Origin of the sequence: Maricaulis maris MCS10 (assembly GCF_000014745.1) — a bacterium.
GTDB classification, from domain to species: domain Bacteria; phylum Pseudomonadota; class Alphaproteobacteria; order Caulobacterales; family Maricaulaceae; genus Maricaulis; species Maricaulis maris_A.
This window is the reverse complement of the sequence record NC_008347.1, coordinates 314,663-333,012: the sequence shown is the minus strand read 5'-3', so window position 1 is coordinate 333,012 and position 18,350 is coordinate 314,663. Positions and strand designations below refer to the sequence as shown.

15 protein-coding genes are annotated in these 18,350 nt (G+C 62.3%); 5 read left to right on the top strand and 10 right to left on the bottom strand.

The features are described 5' to 3' along the window. Positions 1-119: 119 nt before the first annotated feature. The 7 genes from MMAR10_RS01445 to MMAR10_RS01415 all read right to left on the bottom strand — a co-directional run bounded on the left by MMAR10_RS01445 (position 120) and on the right by MMAR10_RS01415 (position 5,412). Complete coding sequence (locus MMAR10_RS01445; protein ID WP_011642220.1) at positions 120-983, bottom strand: ATP-binding protein; 864 nt, start codon at positions 981-983, stop codon at positions 120-122. Continuing rightward, positions 976-2,160 (bottom strand): PP2C family protein-serine/threonine phosphatase, encoded by a 1,185-nt coding sequence (locus MMAR10_RS01440; RefSeq protein WP_011642219.1) that lies wholly within the window; start codon positions 2,158-2,160, stop codon positions 976-978. The genes MMAR10_RS01445 and MMAR10_RS01440 overlap by 8 nt, the downstream gene beginning before the upstream one ends. A gap of 16 nt (positions 2,161-2,176) precedes the next feature. Then, on the bottom strand, positions 2,177-2,479 hold the full coding sequence (locus tag MMAR10_RS01435; protein WP_011642218.1) for an STAS domain-containing protein: 303 nt from the start codon (positions 2,477-2,479) through the stop codon (positions 2,177-2,179). A 45-nt stretch (positions 2,480-2,524) separates the two neighbouring features. After that, positions 2,525-2,854, bottom strand: coding sequence for an Hpt domain-containing protein (locus tag MMAR10_RS01430; RefSeq protein WP_041636681.1), 330 nt, complete (start codon positions 2,852-2,854; stop codon positions 2,525-2,527). Positions 2,855-2,983: 129 nt separating this feature from the next. Further along, entirely contained in the window at positions 2,984-4,027 is a 1,044-nt protein-coding gene (locus tag MMAR10_RS01425; protein WP_011642216.1) for a LacI family DNA-binding transcriptional regulator, read from the bottom strand. A 120-nt stretch (positions 4,028-4,147) separates the two neighbouring features. After that, positions 4,148-4,831, bottom strand: a complete 684-nt coding sequence (locus MMAR10_RS15910; RefSeq protein ID WP_011642215.1) for a ChrR family anti-sigma-E factor — start codon at positions 4,829-4,831, stop codon at positions 4,148-4,150. Continuing rightward, a complete protein-coding gene (locus MMAR10_RS01415) occupies positions 4,828-5,412 on the bottom strand; it encodes a sigma-70 family RNA polymerase sigma factor (protein ID WP_011642214.1) in 585 nt (194 codons plus the stop codon). Before MMAR10_RS01415 ends, MMAR10_RS15910 begins: the two co-directional genes overlap by 4 nt. A gap of 222 nt (positions 5,413-5,634) precedes the next feature. Here MMAR10_RS01415 and MMAR10_RS01410 point away from each other — a divergent pair, with 222 nt between their 5' ends. The 4 genes from MMAR10_RS01410 to MMAR10_RS01395 all read left to right on the top strand — a co-directional run bounded on the left by MMAR10_RS01410 (position 5,635) and on the right by MMAR10_RS01395 (position 11,280). Next, entirely contained in the window at positions 5,635-6,984 is a 1,350-nt protein-coding gene (locus MMAR10_RS01410) for an NAD(P)/FAD-dependent oxidoreductase (protein ID WP_011642213.1), read from the top strand. After that, the gene (locus MMAR10_RS01405; RefSeq protein ID WP_011642212.1) at positions 6,981-7,757 is read left to right on the top strand and encodes a DUF1365 domain-containing protein; all 777 of its coding nucleotides are present in this window, start codon (positions 6,981-6,983) and stop codon (positions 7,755-7,757) included. Before MMAR10_RS01410 ends, MMAR10_RS01405 begins: the two co-directional genes overlap by 4 nt. Then, positions 7,757-8,998 carry an SAM-dependent methyltransferase gene (locus MMAR10_RS01400; RefSeq protein WP_011642211.1) on the top strand — a complete coding sequence of 414 codons (1,242 nt, stop codon included), beginning with the start codon at positions 7,757-7,759 and terminating at the stop codon, positions 8,996-8,998. Before MMAR10_RS01405 ends, MMAR10_RS01400 begins: the two co-directional genes overlap by 1 nt. A 140-nt stretch (positions 8,999-9,138) precedes the next feature. Then, on the top strand, positions 9,139-11,280 hold the full coding sequence (locus tag MMAR10_RS01395) for a putative bifunctional diguanylate cyclase/phosphodiesterase (RefSeq protein ID WP_011642210.1): 2,142 nt from the start codon (positions 9,139-9,141) through the stop codon (positions 11,278-11,280). Positions 11,281-11,323: 43 nt separating this feature from the next. Here MMAR10_RS01395 and MMAR10_RS01390 read toward each other — a convergent pair whose 3' ends face one another. Then, positions 11,324-12,844, bottom strand: coding sequence for an MFS transporter (locus MMAR10_RS01390; RefSeq protein WP_011642209.1), 1,521 nt, complete (start codon positions 12,842-12,844; stop codon positions 11,324-11,326). Positions 12,845-13,181: 337 nt separating this feature from the next. On the opposite strand from MMAR10_RS01390, the gene MMAR10_RS01385 reads away from it, so the two are divergent. After that, on the top strand, positions 13,182-13,967 hold the full coding sequence (locus MMAR10_RS01385) for an enoyl-CoA hydratase-related protein (protein ID WP_011642208.1): 786 nt from the start codon (positions 13,182-13,184) through the stop codon (positions 13,965-13,967). 8 nt (positions 13,968-13,975) lie between these two features. Here the strand turns inward: MMAR10_RS01385 and MMAR10_RS01380 are convergent, their stop codons facing one another. Both MMAR10_RS01380 and MMAR10_RS01375 read right to left on the bottom strand, forming a co-directional pair. Beyond that, positions 13,976-17,098 (bottom strand): efflux RND transporter permease subunit, encoded by a 3,123-nt coding sequence (locus MMAR10_RS01380; RefSeq protein ID WP_011642207.1) that lies wholly within the window; start codon positions 17,096-17,098, stop codon positions 13,976-13,978. Then, complete coding sequence (locus tag MMAR10_RS01375) at positions 17,095-18,222, bottom strand: efflux RND transporter periplasmic adaptor subunit (RefSeq protein WP_011642206.1); 1,128 nt, start codon at positions 18,220-18,222, stop codon at positions 17,095-17,097. Before MMAR10_RS01375 ends, MMAR10_RS01380 begins: the two co-directional genes overlap by 4 nt. Between the last annotated feature and the right edge of the window lie 128 nt (positions 18,223-18,350).

Genomic DNA, 18,350 nt, shown 5'->3' with positions numbered 1-18,350 from the left:
CGGCAATCACGTCTGGTCTTGTGCAGACTAATGGATATCGCGACTGAACCCTAGCTGAACGGGCGAATATTCGTATCTTTTGGGAAGTTTTCAGCGTCAGCGGTCGATCGCCCCGGTCGTCAGTCCTCGGGTTCCAGGATGATTGTCGCTTCGACGACATTGCCGGCGCCCAGATAGGTCAATGACGAGAAGGAAAGATCCCGGGCCATGGCGATCCCGCGCCCGCGGTAGCCGGTCGCCTCAGCAACCGTCGAACTATACTGCTCATGGTCAAATCCTGCGCCTTCGTCCTGCACGGTCATTGAGATGAGACGGGCGCTGCGCTGGAAGGACAGCGTGACTGTCCGATCTGCATATTGTGGATCCTGCAGACGGGACTCGACTTCTTCGCGCCAGTTTCCGGCCATCAGCAGGGCCTGCTTCATGTCCGCATCGATCTCAAGATTGCCATGCTCAACGGCGTTGATCAGCAATTCCTGGAGACCGATCGCCACCAGGTCTGAATTCGGACAGGCATGCGCGATCATGGTCGCCAGATTACGGGCTTCGTCGAGGGTTCTCAGAACAAACTCGCCGCGCAGTATCGTGCCAACCGCTGATTTGCGGCGCGCGACCTCAGACCGCAAACTCATCACCTGATCATGAAAGTCCTTGGCCGCAGTCACCACCGACGTCACCGTATTCAAATCGACATCAGACGACAGGACGAAATCCGCGCGGCCGTGGGGCTCATGTCCCGATTTGATCAGAATCGATTGCTGTGCGCCGGCATTCCGGGTCGCCGCCAGGCCGATAGCGGCCTGGTTCGCATCATCAACAATGACCAGGCCAACGGTCACACCGGTCGGCAGATCCGGCGTCGTGACCACGGCATCACCAAAGCGCGACGCCAGGTCGCGGCGGACCGCGTCCGCGACCGGGCTGGCAACAAGCCGGACCCAGATCACGTCCGCCCCTGATGGCAAGGGTCGCCCGTCACCCATCACCCGCAACCTCCAGCAGGATCAGCGTCAGATCGTCTCGACAATCGGCGTCCGGGTCATCGAAAATTCGCGCGATTAGCGCTTCATGGAAACCCTGACCGGACACCGAACCCAATACGGCGCGCGCGTGAGCCACCAGCTCAACCGCCTCCAGAGACTTGTCCGGTTCATCAAATTTCTCATACAGGGCATCGCTGTAGAAGAATATCCGATCGCCTTGGCGGATCGGGGTCGAGTGGGTCTCATAACGCGCACCCTCAGAACAACCGAGAATGACCCCGGACCCATCGATCAGCCGCCAACCACCCTCTCGATCCAGCAGGATCGGCGGTGGCGCCCCGGCCGCGGCGTATTCGATGCGGCCCCGGGCAATGTCGACCACGCCATAGAAGGCTGTCGCAAAGTGTTCGACGGGGAGGATCTGGCACAGATTGGCGTTGACGGAAGTCAGCCAGTCGCCGGGCGAGGTCCGGTCATGCGTGCGATCCTCAGCCAGCATGTGGACACGGAACGCATTGATCGCCGCCGCCACGCCATGGCCAGACAGGTCAACCATGAAGATGCCGAAGCGGGTCTCGTCGATTTCGAACACCTGCCACAGATCGCCCCCCAGCTGGTTGGACGCCTTGTAGAAGGTCGTCATCCTGGCGTGCCGCGGCCCCGCGATCGCCGCGACCTCGTCATCGGATTTGAGCAGGGAGACCTGCATCGCCTCGGCTGCCCTGAGCTCGTCCTGCATGCGACGGCGATATCGCTGCAGGCTGTCGATCATCCGCCGCCGCTCAAGATGAAGCCGCGTGCGTGAGACGATTTCGTGGGCATGGATGGGTTTGGAGACAATGTCCGAGGCGCCGGCATCGAAGGCTGTCGCCCGATGGTCGGCATCCTGCAGGCTGGTCTGGATCAGGATCGGCATGGTCAGGCCCAGTCGCTCGCGCACTTCGCGACACACCGAGATACCATCCTTACGCGGCATCACGATGTCCAGAATGACCATGTCGACCGGGGTCTGTTCCAGCAGTTCCAGCGCTTCGACACCATCCGAGGCGAAAATCAGGTTGTTGAAACCGGCCGCATTCAAAATCGATCCGATCAGAAGTCGGGATGACTTCAGGTCATCAACGACCAGGATGGTGGCAGTGTCCTCGGTACCGGGATCGGGACTGTGGTCTGCCATAATGCCTGCCCCGCGCCTATTCGATCGGGATGAGTTGATCGATCTTCGACAGGTCGATCACTTTGGCGACGTGCCCTGACACGCCGGACAGGCACAACCGCTTGCCGGACTTGGTGGCCTTGTCATTGGCCAGCAACAACATTCCGATCCCGGCCGAGTCGATCATTTTGGTCGTGGCAAGGGACAGTTCGACGGTGGGCACATCACACACCGCAATCTCTCCGACAATTCGGCGGAATGCCTCATGATCATCAAAGGTCAGCGTGCCCGAGATCGAGACCACCATGCGCTCACCGCGGATATCACTACGATAATCCATTCCATTCTCCCTTCGCGCCCGCTCTGTCACGATTGTCAGCCATCTTCAGGACGCGTCGTTCAGGCTTGCAATGGACATGTCGAGAATCGTGTCGAGCGACGGCCCCGGATCGGTTGCCTCCTGCTCAAACGACCCGGCAATCGCACTCAGACGGACCAGGCCGATATTGGCCGCTGCGCCTTTCAGGGCGTGGGCCGAGGCGCTCGCCGCCGCAAGGTCCGACCGAGCGAAGGCCTCATGATAGGCTTGGGCCAGGGACCGCAAATCAGCCACGAATTGCGCACGCATGCTGGAAAAGGTCTCAATTCCGACCGCGTCAATCAGTGCCCGGATGATTGTCAAATCAATCTCAGGGTATTCATTCCAGTCGCTCAAATCACTCTCCCTGAGTTTCGGCCCCCTAGCGGCCTTGCGTCCCGCAAATAGTGTAATCGCGATATTGACCAGATTCACGCCCAGTATCGACATGATGCTGCAGCCGGGCCGGCTGACTGTTCGTTGATTCTAGCCGGTTGGCGCCGCGGATGAGTCCCGAACCACGATTTCCGATCGGATTTCTCGCCGGGCCAATGCGCCGGCATCTCCATCGAGATGGCTGGCAAGGAGCTCGATCGCCGCGCTCGACATGTCGGAAATCGGCTGCCTGACTGTTGTCAGCTGTGGCCAGATTGCGGTGGCTGTCTGCGTATCGTCAAAGCCCACCACGGTCAGGTCGCGGGGCACATCCAGGGCATGCTTGTGGGCCAGCGCGATGACCGCCACCGCCATGTCGTCATTGGACGCGAAAATAGCTGTGGGTCGGTCCGCCAGCGAAAGGAGCTTCTCGGCCGCCTCCAGTCCCGATTTATAAGTGAAAGCCCCCTCTGCAATGAGTTCCGGCTCACTTTCCAGGCCGTGCGCGCTCAAGCCTTCAAGGAAACCGGCATGGCGCTCACGACTGGCACCGTGTTCTTGCGGCCCGAGCACAAATCCGATCCGGGTATGGCCGAGCTCGATCAGATAGTCCGTCATTCGGCGCGCCGCGGCGCGGTCATCGGTGAGAATGCAGGGGGCCCGATCCAGATCCGTGTCCGGCGCAATGCGGACATAGGGGATACCGGCGGCATCGACGGCGGCCAGAACATCGGCATGATCGCAAACGGGCGGCGGCATGATGACGCCATCAAAATTCGACGTCCGCAGCATGTCAGCGATCTGGTTCGACCAGTCGGCCCCTGCCGCATCACAGCTTTCAAGAACGAGATGGTAACCCGAGGTGCGACAGCGGTTCAGGGCGCCGATCAACAACTCGCTGATATAGCCCGCGCTCGGATTGTCATAAAGCAAGCCGATAAAATAGGCATTGGCCCGCGCCAGATTGCGCGCCGAAAGATTGGGGCGATAGTTGAGATCGCGGATTGCCGATTGCACGCGCTCGCGTGTGGCCGGACGAACATTCGGCTCAGCGTTCAACACGCGCGAGACCGTCATGGCGGACACGCCTGCCGCGCTCGCCACGTCCTTGATGGTCGCTCCGGACTGCTTGTTCGCCCGCATTTTCACACTCATGCTGACCGTCACCCCGGCACCTGACGAAATCACGTGATGACCGATGGTAGCGCAAACGCACGGCGCAAGCACCCGCCTTCGTCACTCATTGAAATTCCCGGCACATGGCGAGCGCTGCAGTCAAAGTCCGGTAAAGACCTGAAAAGCCGTCAAAAGCGGACTTTCGAAGCGCAATTTCCCCTGGGTCAGGGCCAAGCAGACGCACTCTCCACCTGTTCCGATCCGAATGTCATGTTCAACATCTTCATGGGCCTCTTCGACATCGCCGCGCCGATACTCCTGGTCTCCATCCCAGAAGCTGCCCTTCAACACGAGAGTCAGCTCTGACCCGGCATGCCCGTGATGCGGGATAGCGACTCCGGGCTGCGCCTTGAGCAACCAGAGCCGCTCCCCGTCCTTGCCGCGCCACAAAATGGATTTGCGCAGACCCGGACCGAGGAATTCCCATTTCAGGCGGGCCGGCGAGCGGGCGAGATACTGCGCGAGGGCCGGCGGCAGATTGACCCCATCGAGGGCGTCAGGGACATTGGCGGCCTCGTCGGACACGCTTTCACCGGCTTGCAACGGATCACTCCGGTCGGCCATTTCCAAAAGTTCATCGGCACTGAATGGGAGCGCTTCCCCGACCGGCATCCGGTCGAGCAGGACCCCACCAATGCGGTCGAGCTGCTCGACCCGGTCCTGTGCATCAGAATTCAATTCGACATGTGACTGGACAAGCACTGTTTCCGCCTCGCTTGCCAGACTTCCGGCAGCGTAGCCCAGATACCAGGCATCATCGAGCGTGTGACCGCGTTGGGTCATACCATTTCTCCAAGGGTCGTCTTCAACTTGCCCAGGGCAAGTCGTATGCGTGATTTGACGGTACCGAGCGGCAGTTCAAGCCGGTCGGCGATTTCGCTGTGGGTCAGGCCTTCGGTGAAGGCGAGTTCCACGACCTGCCGCTGATCGGCAGAAAGGTCTTCCAGGGCGACACCGACGCTGTCGGCAGCTTCGGCCTGTTCGCACAGATCATCCGCCGCCGGTGCGGGCGCAGGCTGGAGAGACGGGTCGGTCTCGTCCATGCGGCTGGCCCGCTGGGCCTTGCGATATTGATCGATGTGCTGATTACGGGCGATTGTGTAGATCCAGGTGGATGCGGCCGCCCGTGACGGGTCGAAACTTGACGCGCGACGCCAGATTGCCAGCATCACATCCTGCGTCAGGTCGTCCGCCATCGCCGGTATGACCCGACGCTGGATCAGAAATGCCCGAATCCTCGGCGCAAAATGGTCAAACAGGGTTCGGAAGGCGGCGCGGTCCCGCGCCTGCCCGACCTGCACCAGCAAGTCTGACAGTCTCTGGCTATCAACCGTTGGAGCAGGGCGGTCAGTCAGATCCGTCATATGCCCCTTTCCCGGGCCGACAACACGGCACCAGGCCGAGCGAGTGGATGTGTGGACCGTAGCGTACATGCATCTCGATACGAAGCCCGGCGTGAAGTGGATCAGTCGCGTCTCCAGGCGAGCCCGGAACGCCGCTTCCTGAACGGGCCGGTGATCCAATCGCACGGCAGCAACGTAGCCCCTCCCAGTCTCTCATGCCGTGAACACCCGACAGGAACGCCCATGTCCCCAGCACGCCGTCGCATCGCCGTCATCGGATCGGGAATATCCGGCCTCGCCGCTGCGTGGAGGTTGTCCACGCGCCACGACGTGACGCTGTTCGAGGCCTCCAGCCGACTGGGCGGCCACGCGAACACCGCGAAAGTTCTCGTCGGCGACACCGCTTTCGGCGTCGACACCGGCTTCATTGTCTACAATCCGCGCAACTATCCGAACTTCGTCGCCCTGCTGGATCACCTCCGGGTTGAAACCTCTCCCAGCGACATGTCCTTCGCGGCCTCCATCGCCGATGGCGGCTTCGAGTACTCGTCCAACCCGAATGGCCTGTTCGCCCAACGGCGCAATCTGTTTCGCCCCCGCATGTGGCGCATGATCGCGGACATCCTGCGGCTCAACCGGCACGCCCGGGACTCCGACCGCACGGACCCGACGCTTTCGCTGGATGATTTCCTGCAGGCGCACGGCTATTCCGAGGCCTTCCGCGAGGATCATATCCTGCCGATGTGTGCCGCGATCTGGTCATCACCGGTTGATCAGATGCGCGGGTTTCCGGCTGACGCTTTTTTCCGCTTCTTTCTCAATCATGGCTTGCTTCAGCTCACCGACCGACCGGCCTGGCGGACGGTTACCGGCGGAAGCCAGTCCTATGTGCATGCTCTGGCTGACGCTTTCAGGGGCGAGATTGCGCTGAACGCACCGGTGCGCCGCGTGAACCGGACCTCGGGCGGGGTGGTCCTGACCCTGGAGCACGGCCACCGCGCCGAATTCGACGATGTGGTTCTGGCCTGCCATTCCGATCAGGCGCTGAAGCTACTGGATGATGCGGACCCGGAAGAAACCCGTCTTCTTGCGGCCATCCGCTACCGTCCAAACACGGCAATCTTGCACACAGATAGCCGTTTCATGCCGCGGCGCCGGCAGGCATGGGCAAGCTGGAACTATCTTGAGCGCGGCGCCCGGGACACCCGCGACATCAGCCTGACCTACTGGATGAACCGGCTGCAGCCCCTGCCAACCCACACTTCTGTGTTCGTGACCCTGAATCCGGCGACACCGCCCGCCCCGGACCGCATCCTCAGGACCGACCATTACGACCACCCGGTTTTTGATCATCAGGCCCTTGCGGCGCAATCGGATTTCGGAGCAGTACAAGGGCGTCGCGGGACCTGGTATTGCGGCGCATGGCTGGGCTCCGGCTTTCATGAGGACGGTCTGCAATCAGGCTTGCGGGTCGCCGATGCGCTCGGTGCCGACCCGCGCCCCTGGATCGCCCCGGACATGGATGCCCGTATCGCCTGGACCTGTGGCGCGGTCGGTCCATCCGGCAGGCCGCTCACGATCGCTGCCGAATGACCCCCTCCCCCGCCTCCCTGCTTGTCGGTCAGGTCGGTCACACTCGCCGGCGCCCACGACACCACAGCCTGCGCTACCGGGTCGCATCGATCCTCGCCGACATTGACGGGCCTGACGCGCCGGCATCGAACGGTTGGACCTTTGGATTTAATCGCCCGGGCCTCGTCAGCCTGCACACCTCTGACCATGGTGCAGACACACTGTCGCTGCGCGCCTGGGTGGAAAACCGCTTGCGCGAAGCCGGGTCCACATCACCGATTGGCCGGATCCAGCTGCTCGCCTCACCCCGCATTTTCGGTCTGTCCTTCAACCCGGTCTCGGTCTTTTTCGCCTACAACCAGCACGATGACCTGACCGGATTGGTCTTCGAAGTCAGCAATTTCCATGGCGGTCGCTGCGCCTACGCCTTTCCAGTCGATGCGCGGAAGGACCGCAATTCACCGCACCACCTTCAGGCCGACAAGCGCTTCTTCGTCTCGCCCTTCAATCCGGTGAGCGGGCATTATCGCTTCAAGATTGCGCGGGACGATCATCACTACCGCCTCTCGATCCAACTGATCCGGGATGACGAGGTCGTGCTCACTGCCGCGCACACAGCGCAACTCCAGCCATTGACCCCGGGCGCCCTGCGTTCGGCCAGCTGGCTCGTGGCAACCAACACAATCCGCATTTTTTTTGGTATCCTGTGGGAGGCGCTCCGTCTGCGCCTGAAGGGGTTAGCCACATTCGCTCCCCGACGCGGTACCGAAGACACCTTGCCCGGGAGGCATTGATGGACGCGTACAGCAATCAATCCGCGAAGAACGCGGCACAACCGTCTCGCCTGCAAGCCTTCGCAGCCCGACGGATCGCGCGGTCACTGGCCGGTCTGACCGCCTTTCGGCTGCGAGTGGAGCTGCCCGGTGGCTACATCTTTCATATCGGACCGGAGACCGCCTCCGCCTGCGCCGACTGGAAGGTGCGCAAGTGGAATGCCCTGCTTCGGATAGCCGCAAGCGGTGTATTGGGGTTTTCGGAAGGTTATGTGCACGATGAATGGCATACCAGCGACCTGCCGGGCCTGCTCACCGCCCTGGCGCTGGAGCTGGACTCCAATGTCGACATCGACCGTAAAAACGGGCCGAGCCGCTTGCTCGCGCGCCTGCAGCACGGGCTGAACGGCAATACGCGCCGAGGCAGCCGACGGAACATTGCCTATCACTATGATCTCGGCAACGCCTTCTATCGGCACTGGCTGGACGAGAGCATGACATACTCGTCGGCCCTGTTTGAAACAGACGATGAAAGCCTGGAGATCGCGCAAACGCGCAAATATCGCCGGATCTGCGAACGCCTGGGCCTGAAACCTGGCGATCGCGTGCTGGAAATCGGTTGTGGCTGGGGCGGGTTTGCCGAAGTCGCTGCACGCGAATTCGGCTGCCATGTGACCGGTCTGACACTTTCGGTCGCTCAGCTCGACTATGCCCGGGGGAGACTGGAAGCCGCGAACCTTGCCGACCGGGTGGACTTCCGGCTGCAGGACTATCGAGACGTGAACGAAACATTTGACGCCATCGCCTCGATAGAAATGTTCGAAGCCGTGGGCGAGGCCAATTGGCCAACCTATTACGCACAGCTCAACCACTGTCTGAAGCCGGGCGGTCGCGCGGCGCTGCAGGTCATTACCATTCGTGAGGATGATTTTGCCGGTTACCGGACGTCGGCTGACTTCATCCAGAAATATGTGTTTCCGGGCGGCATGCTACCGCCCGCATCACGGCTGGCGGAACTGGCCAGCAGTGTTGGCCTCGCTCCGATCAGCACCGAGATGTTTGCCTCAAGCTATGCGCAGACCCTGGCTCGCTGGCACCGGGCCTACCGGGCATCCCGCCCCGACCTCGAAGCAATGGGTTTTGATGCGAAGTTCGACCGGATCTGGCGCTTTTACCTCGCCTATTGCGAGGCCGGCTTTACGACCGGTCGGATCGATGTTGGACATTTTGTCTACTTAAAACCGGAAACGTCCGGGAATTAGCTGCGGGCGCATCTGCATCAAATATGACGAACAAGACACGGCCGGACTGCAGTTTCTTCCGGTTTTCGACGCGCCGCTGACCAGACCTTTACCACTTGGGTACACACTCCGCTCTCCAAGAAGACCAATAGGTGAACTGGATGGGACGGACACTCGACAGCACGCTCGGACGCTACATCAACGTGGCGACCCTGTTGAGTCTGATCGCTTCTGTCCTGACGATCTACTTCTTTGTTGGCGCCCTCAACCGGAATGCCGTGCAGAATGACCGCCAGCTTCTGACTGCCGGCCTCGAAGCCGCTTCGCGCCAGAATGAAACCTGGGTGGCCGATTATGGCTGGTGGGGCGAGTTGCTCGAACTCTGGAATGACCGCCGCAAATCGGTCCTGACCGGCAGTCTCGCCTCCTCATTCTCCGATCACTCCGCCTTCGACTTCGTCGGCCTGTATGGGGTCGGTGATACGGAAGCCATGTCCTGGCATCGCGACACCGGCGAACGACTGCGCACTGATGTTCTGACCGGCGAGCATGTGCAGAATTTGCGTGCGGATCTGGTCGAGAGCTATGCGGACAATCGCTTCATCGCCACGCACTATCTGAAAGTCGATGGCGAGCTCTATCTGGCATCTGTGACCGTTGTCGGCGAATACGCCGATCGGCATTCCATGACCGATCCGGCCAGCGATACGATCATCGTGATCGGCACTGCGCTTGATGAAGGCTTTCTGGCCGAGTCCGAAGAGGTCTTTCTCGTCTCGGACGTACGCATCCACCAGGGCGCTCTGCCGCGCGGCACGACCGGGCTGGAAGTCACCGACGATGCGGGACACACCATAGGCTGGCTCAGCTGGCGCGCGTCTCGGCCAGGCCTCGATACCCTCCGTCTGACTTTCCTGCCGCTGCTGGCCTACATCGCCGCTTTCTTCATCGGCGCCCAACTGATCGCCACCAAGGCCCGCGCCCTGGCCCGCCACGCGGCCGGCAATGAAAAACGCGCCATCATCGCAGCAGGAACCGACAATCTGTCCGGCCTTCCAAACCGGCACGGCTTCACCAGCTTCACGGAGAGCACCGCGGCAACCGCGGCGGCGGCACGCGGCGAGGCCGCCGTCATCTATATCGACCTCAATGGCTTCAAAGCGGTCAATGACAAGGCGGGCCATCGTGCCGGCGATGACGTGATCCGGCGCGTCGCACACCGCTTCCGCGGGGCGGTTGACGCCGACATTCATATCGCGCGCATTGGCGGCGACGAGTTTGCCTGCGCCCTGATCGGCGAGGACCGCACCATAGCCGCACTGGATATCGCCCGCCATCTGTCCGACTGCCTCGCCAAACCCTTCGACATTGACGGCCGCCTGTTCGAGATCGGCGCAGCCATCGGAATCGCGCATTCCGACAGTGGCCATCCCAAGCCCTTCAGCCAGCTCATCCATGATGCCGACCTGGCCATGTATCGGGCCAAGGCCGATCAGCTGGACAAGCCACTGATATTCAACGCCAGCCTCGGTCTCGAGGCAGACGCCCGTCGGGCGCTGGAGGCAGACATTGAAGCCGGGCTCGACCGTGACGAATTTTTCGTCGTCTATCAGCCCATTGCCCGGGCGTCAGACGGCAGCACTGCGTCAGTGGAGGCGCTGCTGCGTTGGGAGCACCCGACCCGCGGTGCCGTGCCGCCCGATGTTTTCATTCCCGTTGCCGAGAACTCGAAGCTCATCCGTCGCCTAGGTGACTTCGTGGTGCGCAGCGTTTGCGAAGAAATCGGAGCCGGCGCGTCCCATACCGTGTCAATCAACCTGTCGCCGGCACAGCTGAATGACGCACGCCTGTGCGAACACTATCTGCGCGAGATCCACGCCCACGGAATGACGGCCGAAGCCATCGAATTCGAACTGACAGAAGCGGTCCTCATCGACGATTTTGAACAGGCCAAGGCGCGACTGGTGGAACTTCACGACGCCGGGTTCAAGGTCAATCTCGACGATTTCGGAACCGGTTTTGCGTCAGTGGGCTATCTGCACATGTTGCCGTTCTCGAAGATCAAGATCGACAAGACCTTCGTCCAGACCATCGGTCGCGGCGAAGGCGCCAACAAGATGCTGCAAGCCCTCGCCTTGCTGGGCGACGCCCTGTCCCTGGACATGGTGGCGGAAGGGGTCGAGACCGAAGGTCAGGCTGCCATGTTGCGCCTGCTCGGTTTCGAGTATTTGCAGGGCTGGCATTTCGGCCACCCGCTCCCGGCCTCCCAGCTGAAAACCCGCAAACGCAACCACGCGGCCTGACCGCCGGCCTTGGCCGGAGAGGGCTAGGCTGGAGAGATGCTGGCTAGAGAGGCGCTGGCCCCTCACCTGCCGCAGCTGCCCTGCGCAGATTGCGCCGCGCCAGCCCGGCGTGCAGCCTCGCATGACGCGTCGGGGTTAGAGGGTAGCTCCAGATCAGCGGCAGTGAGAGCGCGTACAAGGCGATCGGCCCGAGGCAATACACAAGTCGCAATGACAACACTCCGATATCGGTCGAGCCATCGACGCCGCCGGAAGCGTGATAGCCGAGAAGTCCGACAATATTCAGCGCCACGCCGGTAAAGATCGCAGCGGCGAGTTTTTCGGACAGGCCCAGCACAGCAAAATACGTCCCCGCCCGGCGCCCACCCGACCGGGCGCTGTCGATATCGACCACGTCGGCCAGCATCGCCAGTGGCAGGAATTGAAGTCCGCCGAACGCGAAACCCTTGAGCAGGAACAGGCAGAAAAAGGCGAGATAGTCACCACGACCTAGAAAGAGGTTGGCAGCACTCACGACGCTGACAAACCCCAACGTGACCATGAAGGCCCGGTGCTTGCCGATCTGCCGGCCCAGCCACAGCCAGATCGGGATCGCCGCGATTCCGGCAATGAAATACAGGAAATATGCCGCGCCGATGGTCGGGATTCCGATGATGTCACGGATGAAGAATAACGACACTGCGTTGCGGAGGCTCTCTCCGGCAATCACCAGGAAGGCGATGATCAATACCCGCCGCATCGGCCCGTTGCGCCACAGATGCCGGAACCCCTCGATCATCGGCACGCGCTCCCGCAGGGCGGGAGGCGGCTCCTTGACGGTCGTCAGGATCAGCAGGGTCAGCAGCGGCACGGCGACTATGATCGCAAACGCCAGCCCCATCAGCACCGGTCCGGTCAGGGCGGCCCGGCTGGTCGGCGTCCGGGTCATCAGCTCGCCGGTAAAGGCCCCGGTGACATCTCGCCAGATGGCCGAGAAAATTTCAGTCACAGCCCCGCCATCGGCAAAAATCTCGATCACCATGGGCACGGCGGCCGCCATCAGCAATCCGGTCAGATAGTAAAATTCACGCGCGGCCGTCACCTGGCTGCGGACATGATAGTCAGCAGACAGCTCGGCGCCCCAGGCCCTGAAGGGAATCTGGATCATGGTGGCGCTGGCGAAAAACAGCGTCAGCCAGATCAGGAAATAGACCAGACCAGCCCCTTCCGCCGGAACGAACAGAAACCAGGTCGACACCATAAGGGCTGGAGCCCCTAGTGCGATATAAGGCTTTCTGCGCCCGAAACGGGTGCGACCGCGATCGGAGATTTCCCCCATCAACGGATCGGTGAAGACGTCGGTGAAGCGCGCCAGCATGATAATCAGGCCAATCACCGACAGGGAAATGCCCAGATGCCCCGCATAGTGGGCCGGCAGCCAGATCGCCAACGGATAGCCATAGACCGCCAGCGGCAGTGCCAGGGATCCATGCAGGAAAATGGTCGAACGCTTGACCTTCGGAACGCCATTATGGTCCACCCCGCTCGGCGGCAATACCGCCCCGTTGGCTTCATTTGCGCCCATGTCTTGCCTCCCAGCACACCGGATTGCACGCCTTGTTTCTGGCGGCACTTCAATTTTTCCAACTTTGAGTATGCCGAGAGCGAACTGTCAAATTAAACAATTCAAATTCTCTGCTGCCATGTCAGACTCGAAGATTGAGAATCCGGTTCGCTCAGACCCCCATATGGACCATCGCGGCCAACGGATCCATTCCGGGCTCGGCGCCCGCACAGCCGCGCCTGGCGAAGTGAGGCGCGAGTTTCAATGCACCGGCTGAGACCAGCCGGGTTCACCCCTTGCGACAACAGGCCGGTCTGGCGCAGACAGGAAAGCTCAGTTCACCAGCCGGAAACCTGCCGTGACCCAAGCACCGATCTATCTGCAACGCCATGATCATCACGCCGAACTGGTCCTGAACCGACCGGAACGACGCAATGCCCTCAGCGCCCGGATGTGGTCCGCCCTGCCCGAACTTCTCGCCGACGCCGCCGACGACCCGTCCATCAAGCTGCTGGTTGTACGCGGCGAAGGCGGCGCCTTCACGGCTGGCGCTGACATCTCAGAGTTCGAGACGGTCTATGCCACGGCCGAGGCCGCCGAGGCCTATACCAAGGCCATCGCCAAAGGGCTCGACGGGTTGGCCCATTTTCCCAAACCGACCCTGGCCGTCATCCGCGGAGCCTGTGTTGGCGGCGGCTGTGGCCTGGCCCTGTCCTGCGACCTGCGCTTTGCCGCGTCCGACAGCCGGTTCGGCATCACACCGGCGAAGCTGGGGCTGGCCTATACACTCAATGACACCAAACGCCTGATTGATGCGGTCGGCGTGCCGGTCGCAAAAGACCTGCTCTATTCCGCCCGCCTGGTAGATGGGATCGAGGCCCTGGACATCGGGCTGATCAACCGTTGCTTCGAACCCGACACCCTCGACGCGGAGGTCGGGACCTATCTGGCCACCATGCTGTCGCGTTCGACGGGGTCTGCGCGCGCGATCAAGCGTGTCATCCATCTTATCCGGGCCGGCGTCGATCACGATACCGACGAAACGCGCCAGCTCTTCCTGGACGCCTTTCGCAGCGAGGACTTCCAGGAGGGCTATCGTGCCTTCCTCGACAAGCGGGCCCCGGACTTCACCGGCAAGGCCTGAGACATGCCTTATTCGGCCGGCACCTCGACAGCATCATCACCGGCGGCCCGGGCCTCGGCCTCGAGCTGGCGGGAGACCCAGTTGGGTGTCTTGGTGAAGCGGCCCAGAACGCCATAGGCGACCGGCACCACAAACAGGGTGAAGAGCGTTGCCACGGTCACCCCGGCAAAGATCACCACGCCGATCGTGATCCGGCTTTCTGCGCCCGGCCCCGTGCCGATCACCAGCGGGAAGGCGCCGATGGCGGTCGAGATGCCGGTCATCAGGATGGGCCGGAAGCGGGTCTCGGCGGCATCGAGGGTGGCGGTTCGCAGACCGCGCCCGGTTTCGCGCAGCTGATTGGCGAACTCGACAATCAGGATCCCGTTCTTCGCGGCCAGGCCGATCAGGATGACCAGACCGATCTGCGAGTAGATATTGAGGCTCGAACCCACCATTTCCAGCCCGAACAGGCCACCAGCCACGGCAAGCGGCACGGTCAGCATGATCACCAGCGGCTGGATCAGGCTTTCGAACTGGGCCGCCAGCACGAGGAAGACGATCAGCAGCGCCATGCCGAAGGCGAACAGCACGGCGGAATTGGCATTGAGGAATTCCTTCGCGCCGCCCAGATAGGTCGTGCTCATTTCAGGTGGCAGGTCGCGCTGGGCCCAGTCGTCCAGCCAGGCGACAGCCTCACCCAGCGTATAGCCTTCGGCCAGGGTCGCAGAGACCGTTATGGCGCGCTGGCGATCAACCCGATTGCGCGAGGACGCCTCGCCGACCTCGCTGAGCGACACAAGGTTGGACAGCGGTATCAATTGCCCGGCCCGGCCTGACACGTAGAGGGATTCGAGATCCTGGGCGCTGGACCGCGCCTCACGCCGGTTCTCCAGGATCACATTATAGGCTTCACCGCGATCGATGAACTGGCCGACCCGGCGCGAACCGAGATGGGTCTGCAGGGTCTGACCGATCTCGGCAACCGACACGCCCAGGTCTGCCGCCCGCTCGCGATCGATGTCGACGATCAGACGGGGGCTGGTCGGTTCATAATTCTTGCGCGCGCGCATCAGGCCGGGATTGCCGTCACGCAAGGCCTCGATCAAACGCTCGGCCTGACGGTCAAGCGCTGCATAATCGGGTCCGAGCAGCACGAACTGGACATCGTCACCGCCGCCGCCTCCGCCCAGCGACGAGCGCATGGAGGCAAAGGCCTGGACACCGGTCAGCTGACCCAGGCGACCATTGATGTCCTGCATGATCTCGCTGCCCGGGCGACGCTCATCCCAATCCGTCATGGTGCCGATCACGAAACCGGAATTGAAGCCGCTGCCGCCCCAGCCCGGCGAAATCACCAATACCCGGCGCAACTCGCCTGATGCGACATAGTCCATCGCGATGGCTTCGACCTCATCCGCCTGGGTCGACATATAGTCAAAACTGGCGCCTTCCGGTCCGGCAAACCGTCCGAAGAAGGAGCCGCGGTCTTCCGGCGGCGTCAACTCGGCCGGCAGGCGGTCGAGCAGGAAAGCCGAACCTGCTATCGCGACGGCAACAAAGGGGATCATCAAGAGCGGCCATTTCAGCGCCACTTCGAGGCTCTCGCGATAGGATTGGCGTGCCGCATTGACGATGCCATTGACCCATTTCGCCAGCCCTTTCGCTTCTCGGCTTGGGCGCAGGAGTTTGGACGCCATCATCGGTGACAGGGTCAGGGCAACGAAGCTCGACAGGACCACGGCGCCGGCGATCGTCAGGGCCAGCTCGGTGAAGATGCGACCGATGAAGCCCGGCAGGAAGACCAGCGGCACGAACACCGCAACCAGGACAGCGGTGGTCGCGACGACAGCGAAGAAAACCTGGCGTCCGCCGCGCAATGAGGCCAGCGCCGGCGGCTCTCCCATATCCACCCGGCGCTGGATGTTTTCCAGCACGACGATAGAGTCATCGACGACCAGGCCGATCGCCAGCACCAGTGCCAGCAAGGTCAGGATATTGACCGAAAAACCCGCCACCGCGAGAATGGCAAACACCCCGATCAGGCAGACCGGCACGACGGCAGCCGGGATGATCGCGGCGCGCAGGCTGCCCAGGAAAAGATAGATCACCAGCACGACCAGGGTCGCAGCGATGGCCAGCGTGCGCCAGACTTCCTTGATCGATTCCTCGATGAAAACCGTGTCGTCAGAGGCAGAAATCAGCTCCATGCCTTCCGGCAGGGTCAGGCGGACCCGTTCGGCCTCGTTTCCGATCGAGTCGGCCACTTCGACCGAATTGGCCTGACTCTGACGGACGAAACCCAGCCCGATCATGTTCTGGCCATTGCCGCGGAACAGCGTGCGCGGCTCTTCAGCCGCCAACTCCACATCGGCGACCTCGGCCAAGCGGATCACATGCCCCTCGCCGGTGCGCGAGATCGGCAGTCTGGCAAAGGCGTCGGGATCGGCAAACAGGCGCTCGACACGAACGACGATCTGGGTGTCCGGTGTCTCGACCGAGCCACCTGGAACCTCGACATTCTGGCTGCGCAAGGCACCATCGATATCGGCTACGGTCACGCCGCGAGCCGCCATCGCCTGCGGGTCGAGCCAGATCCGCATTGAATAGCGGCGCTGGCCGCCGATACGGACCTGGGCCACCCCGTCGATCACGGAGAAGCGTTCGAGAAGGGCCCGTTCGGCATAGTCGGACAGCTCCTCCGACGTCATCCGGTCGGACAGGAGATTATACCAGACAAAGGGGCGGGCATCGCTGTCCTGTTTGCGCACCTCGACCTGCTCGACATCCTGCGGCAAGCGGTCGATCACGCGCGAAACCGAGTCCCGGACATCATTGGCTGCGGCTTCGATATCGCGGTCGAGCGAGAAGGTGATGGTGACGCGCGACGAGCTGTCACGGGATGATGAGGTGATGGTCTCGACACCATCAATGCCGGACAACTGGTCCTCAATGATCTGGGTGACGCGGTTTTCGACCACCTCGGCATTGGCACCAGGATAGTCGGCCGAGACGGAGACCACCGGACGGTCGACATCCGGCAGTTCGCGCAGGGGAAGGTCACGCAGACCCAGCACGCCGAAGACAACGATCAGGGCGCAAAAGACAAAGGCCAGGACGGGGCGGCGGACCGCAACATCGGACAGGGTCATTGCGCGGCCTCACCCCCTGCGCCGGCCGTCCCGGCGACCACGCCACCCGCGTCGAGGCGGAGCTCACGGGTGATCCGGACTTCCGATCCGTCGCGGATCCGGTGAACGCCTTCGGTGATGATCCGGTCGCCGGCCTGCAAGCCATCCAGGACCTCGACCATCTGACCGGAGCGACGCCCCAGAGCGATGGTCCGCTGACGGGCGAACATGCCGTCGGCGCGCTCTTCCACCACATAGACGAAGGTCTGGTCGAGATAACGGGTCAGGGCCGATCCGGGGACGGCGGGCCGACGGCGCTCATCGCGCCGAACTTCCACCGTCATCAACTGGCCCGGCAGCAAACGGCTGTCACTGTTCTCGATTTCGGCGCGGATTGTGACGCTTCGTGTTACGGGGTCGATACGACTGTCGACCTGGGCGATGGCGCCAGTGAAGACCTCGTCGGGATAGGCCGATGTGCGCGCGGCGATCTGCATGCCCGCACTGACCACCGAGAGGAAGCGTTCGGGTACCGTGAAATCGAGCTTGATCAGGCTGGCATCATCAAGTCTCGCGATCGCATCGCCCGGCCGCACCAGTCCGCCCAGGCTGACTTCTCGCAATCCAACAATACCGGCAAACGGGGCTCGCACGATGCGGTCGGCCAATTGCGCCTCGATGGAGGAGACACGGGCACGGGCCCGCTCGACGACGGCGGTCGCCTCATCGAGCCGTGATTGTGGCACGACGGCACGGGCGACCAGATCCGTGGCCCGGGTCAGGTCACGCTGTGCTTCACGCAGGGTCGTGCGCGCTTCCGCCAGCCCGGCAGCCTCCTCGGTATCCGTCAGCTCGACCAGGATCGCGCCGGCTTCAACCTGCTGGCCGGACTCGAAATTGATACGGGAAATCGTGTCAGTCACCCGGGCCGTGATCGTGACAGTTTCGTTGGCCCGGGCGGTGCCCAGCGCCTCGACGATGTCTGCGAACTCGACTTCCGGCACCCCGGCGACGGCAACCGCCATCACGCGCTCACCGCGCATCATGGCGCCGTCTTCGGCGGGCATCAGAGCTCGGACGACAATGATTGCCGTCATCGCGAGGAAGGCAACAAGAACGACGACTAAGAAGCGAGCGCGGTGCATGGGCAATCTCCTGCACGCATAAATGGCCTGCAAAGCCGCAAAGGCAAGTCCTGAACGACGTTGCAGCCGGCCGCTTCGCCGGCTTGAGCAGCGTCTGGTGGCACGACGCAGCGACATCGGCCGGCCCG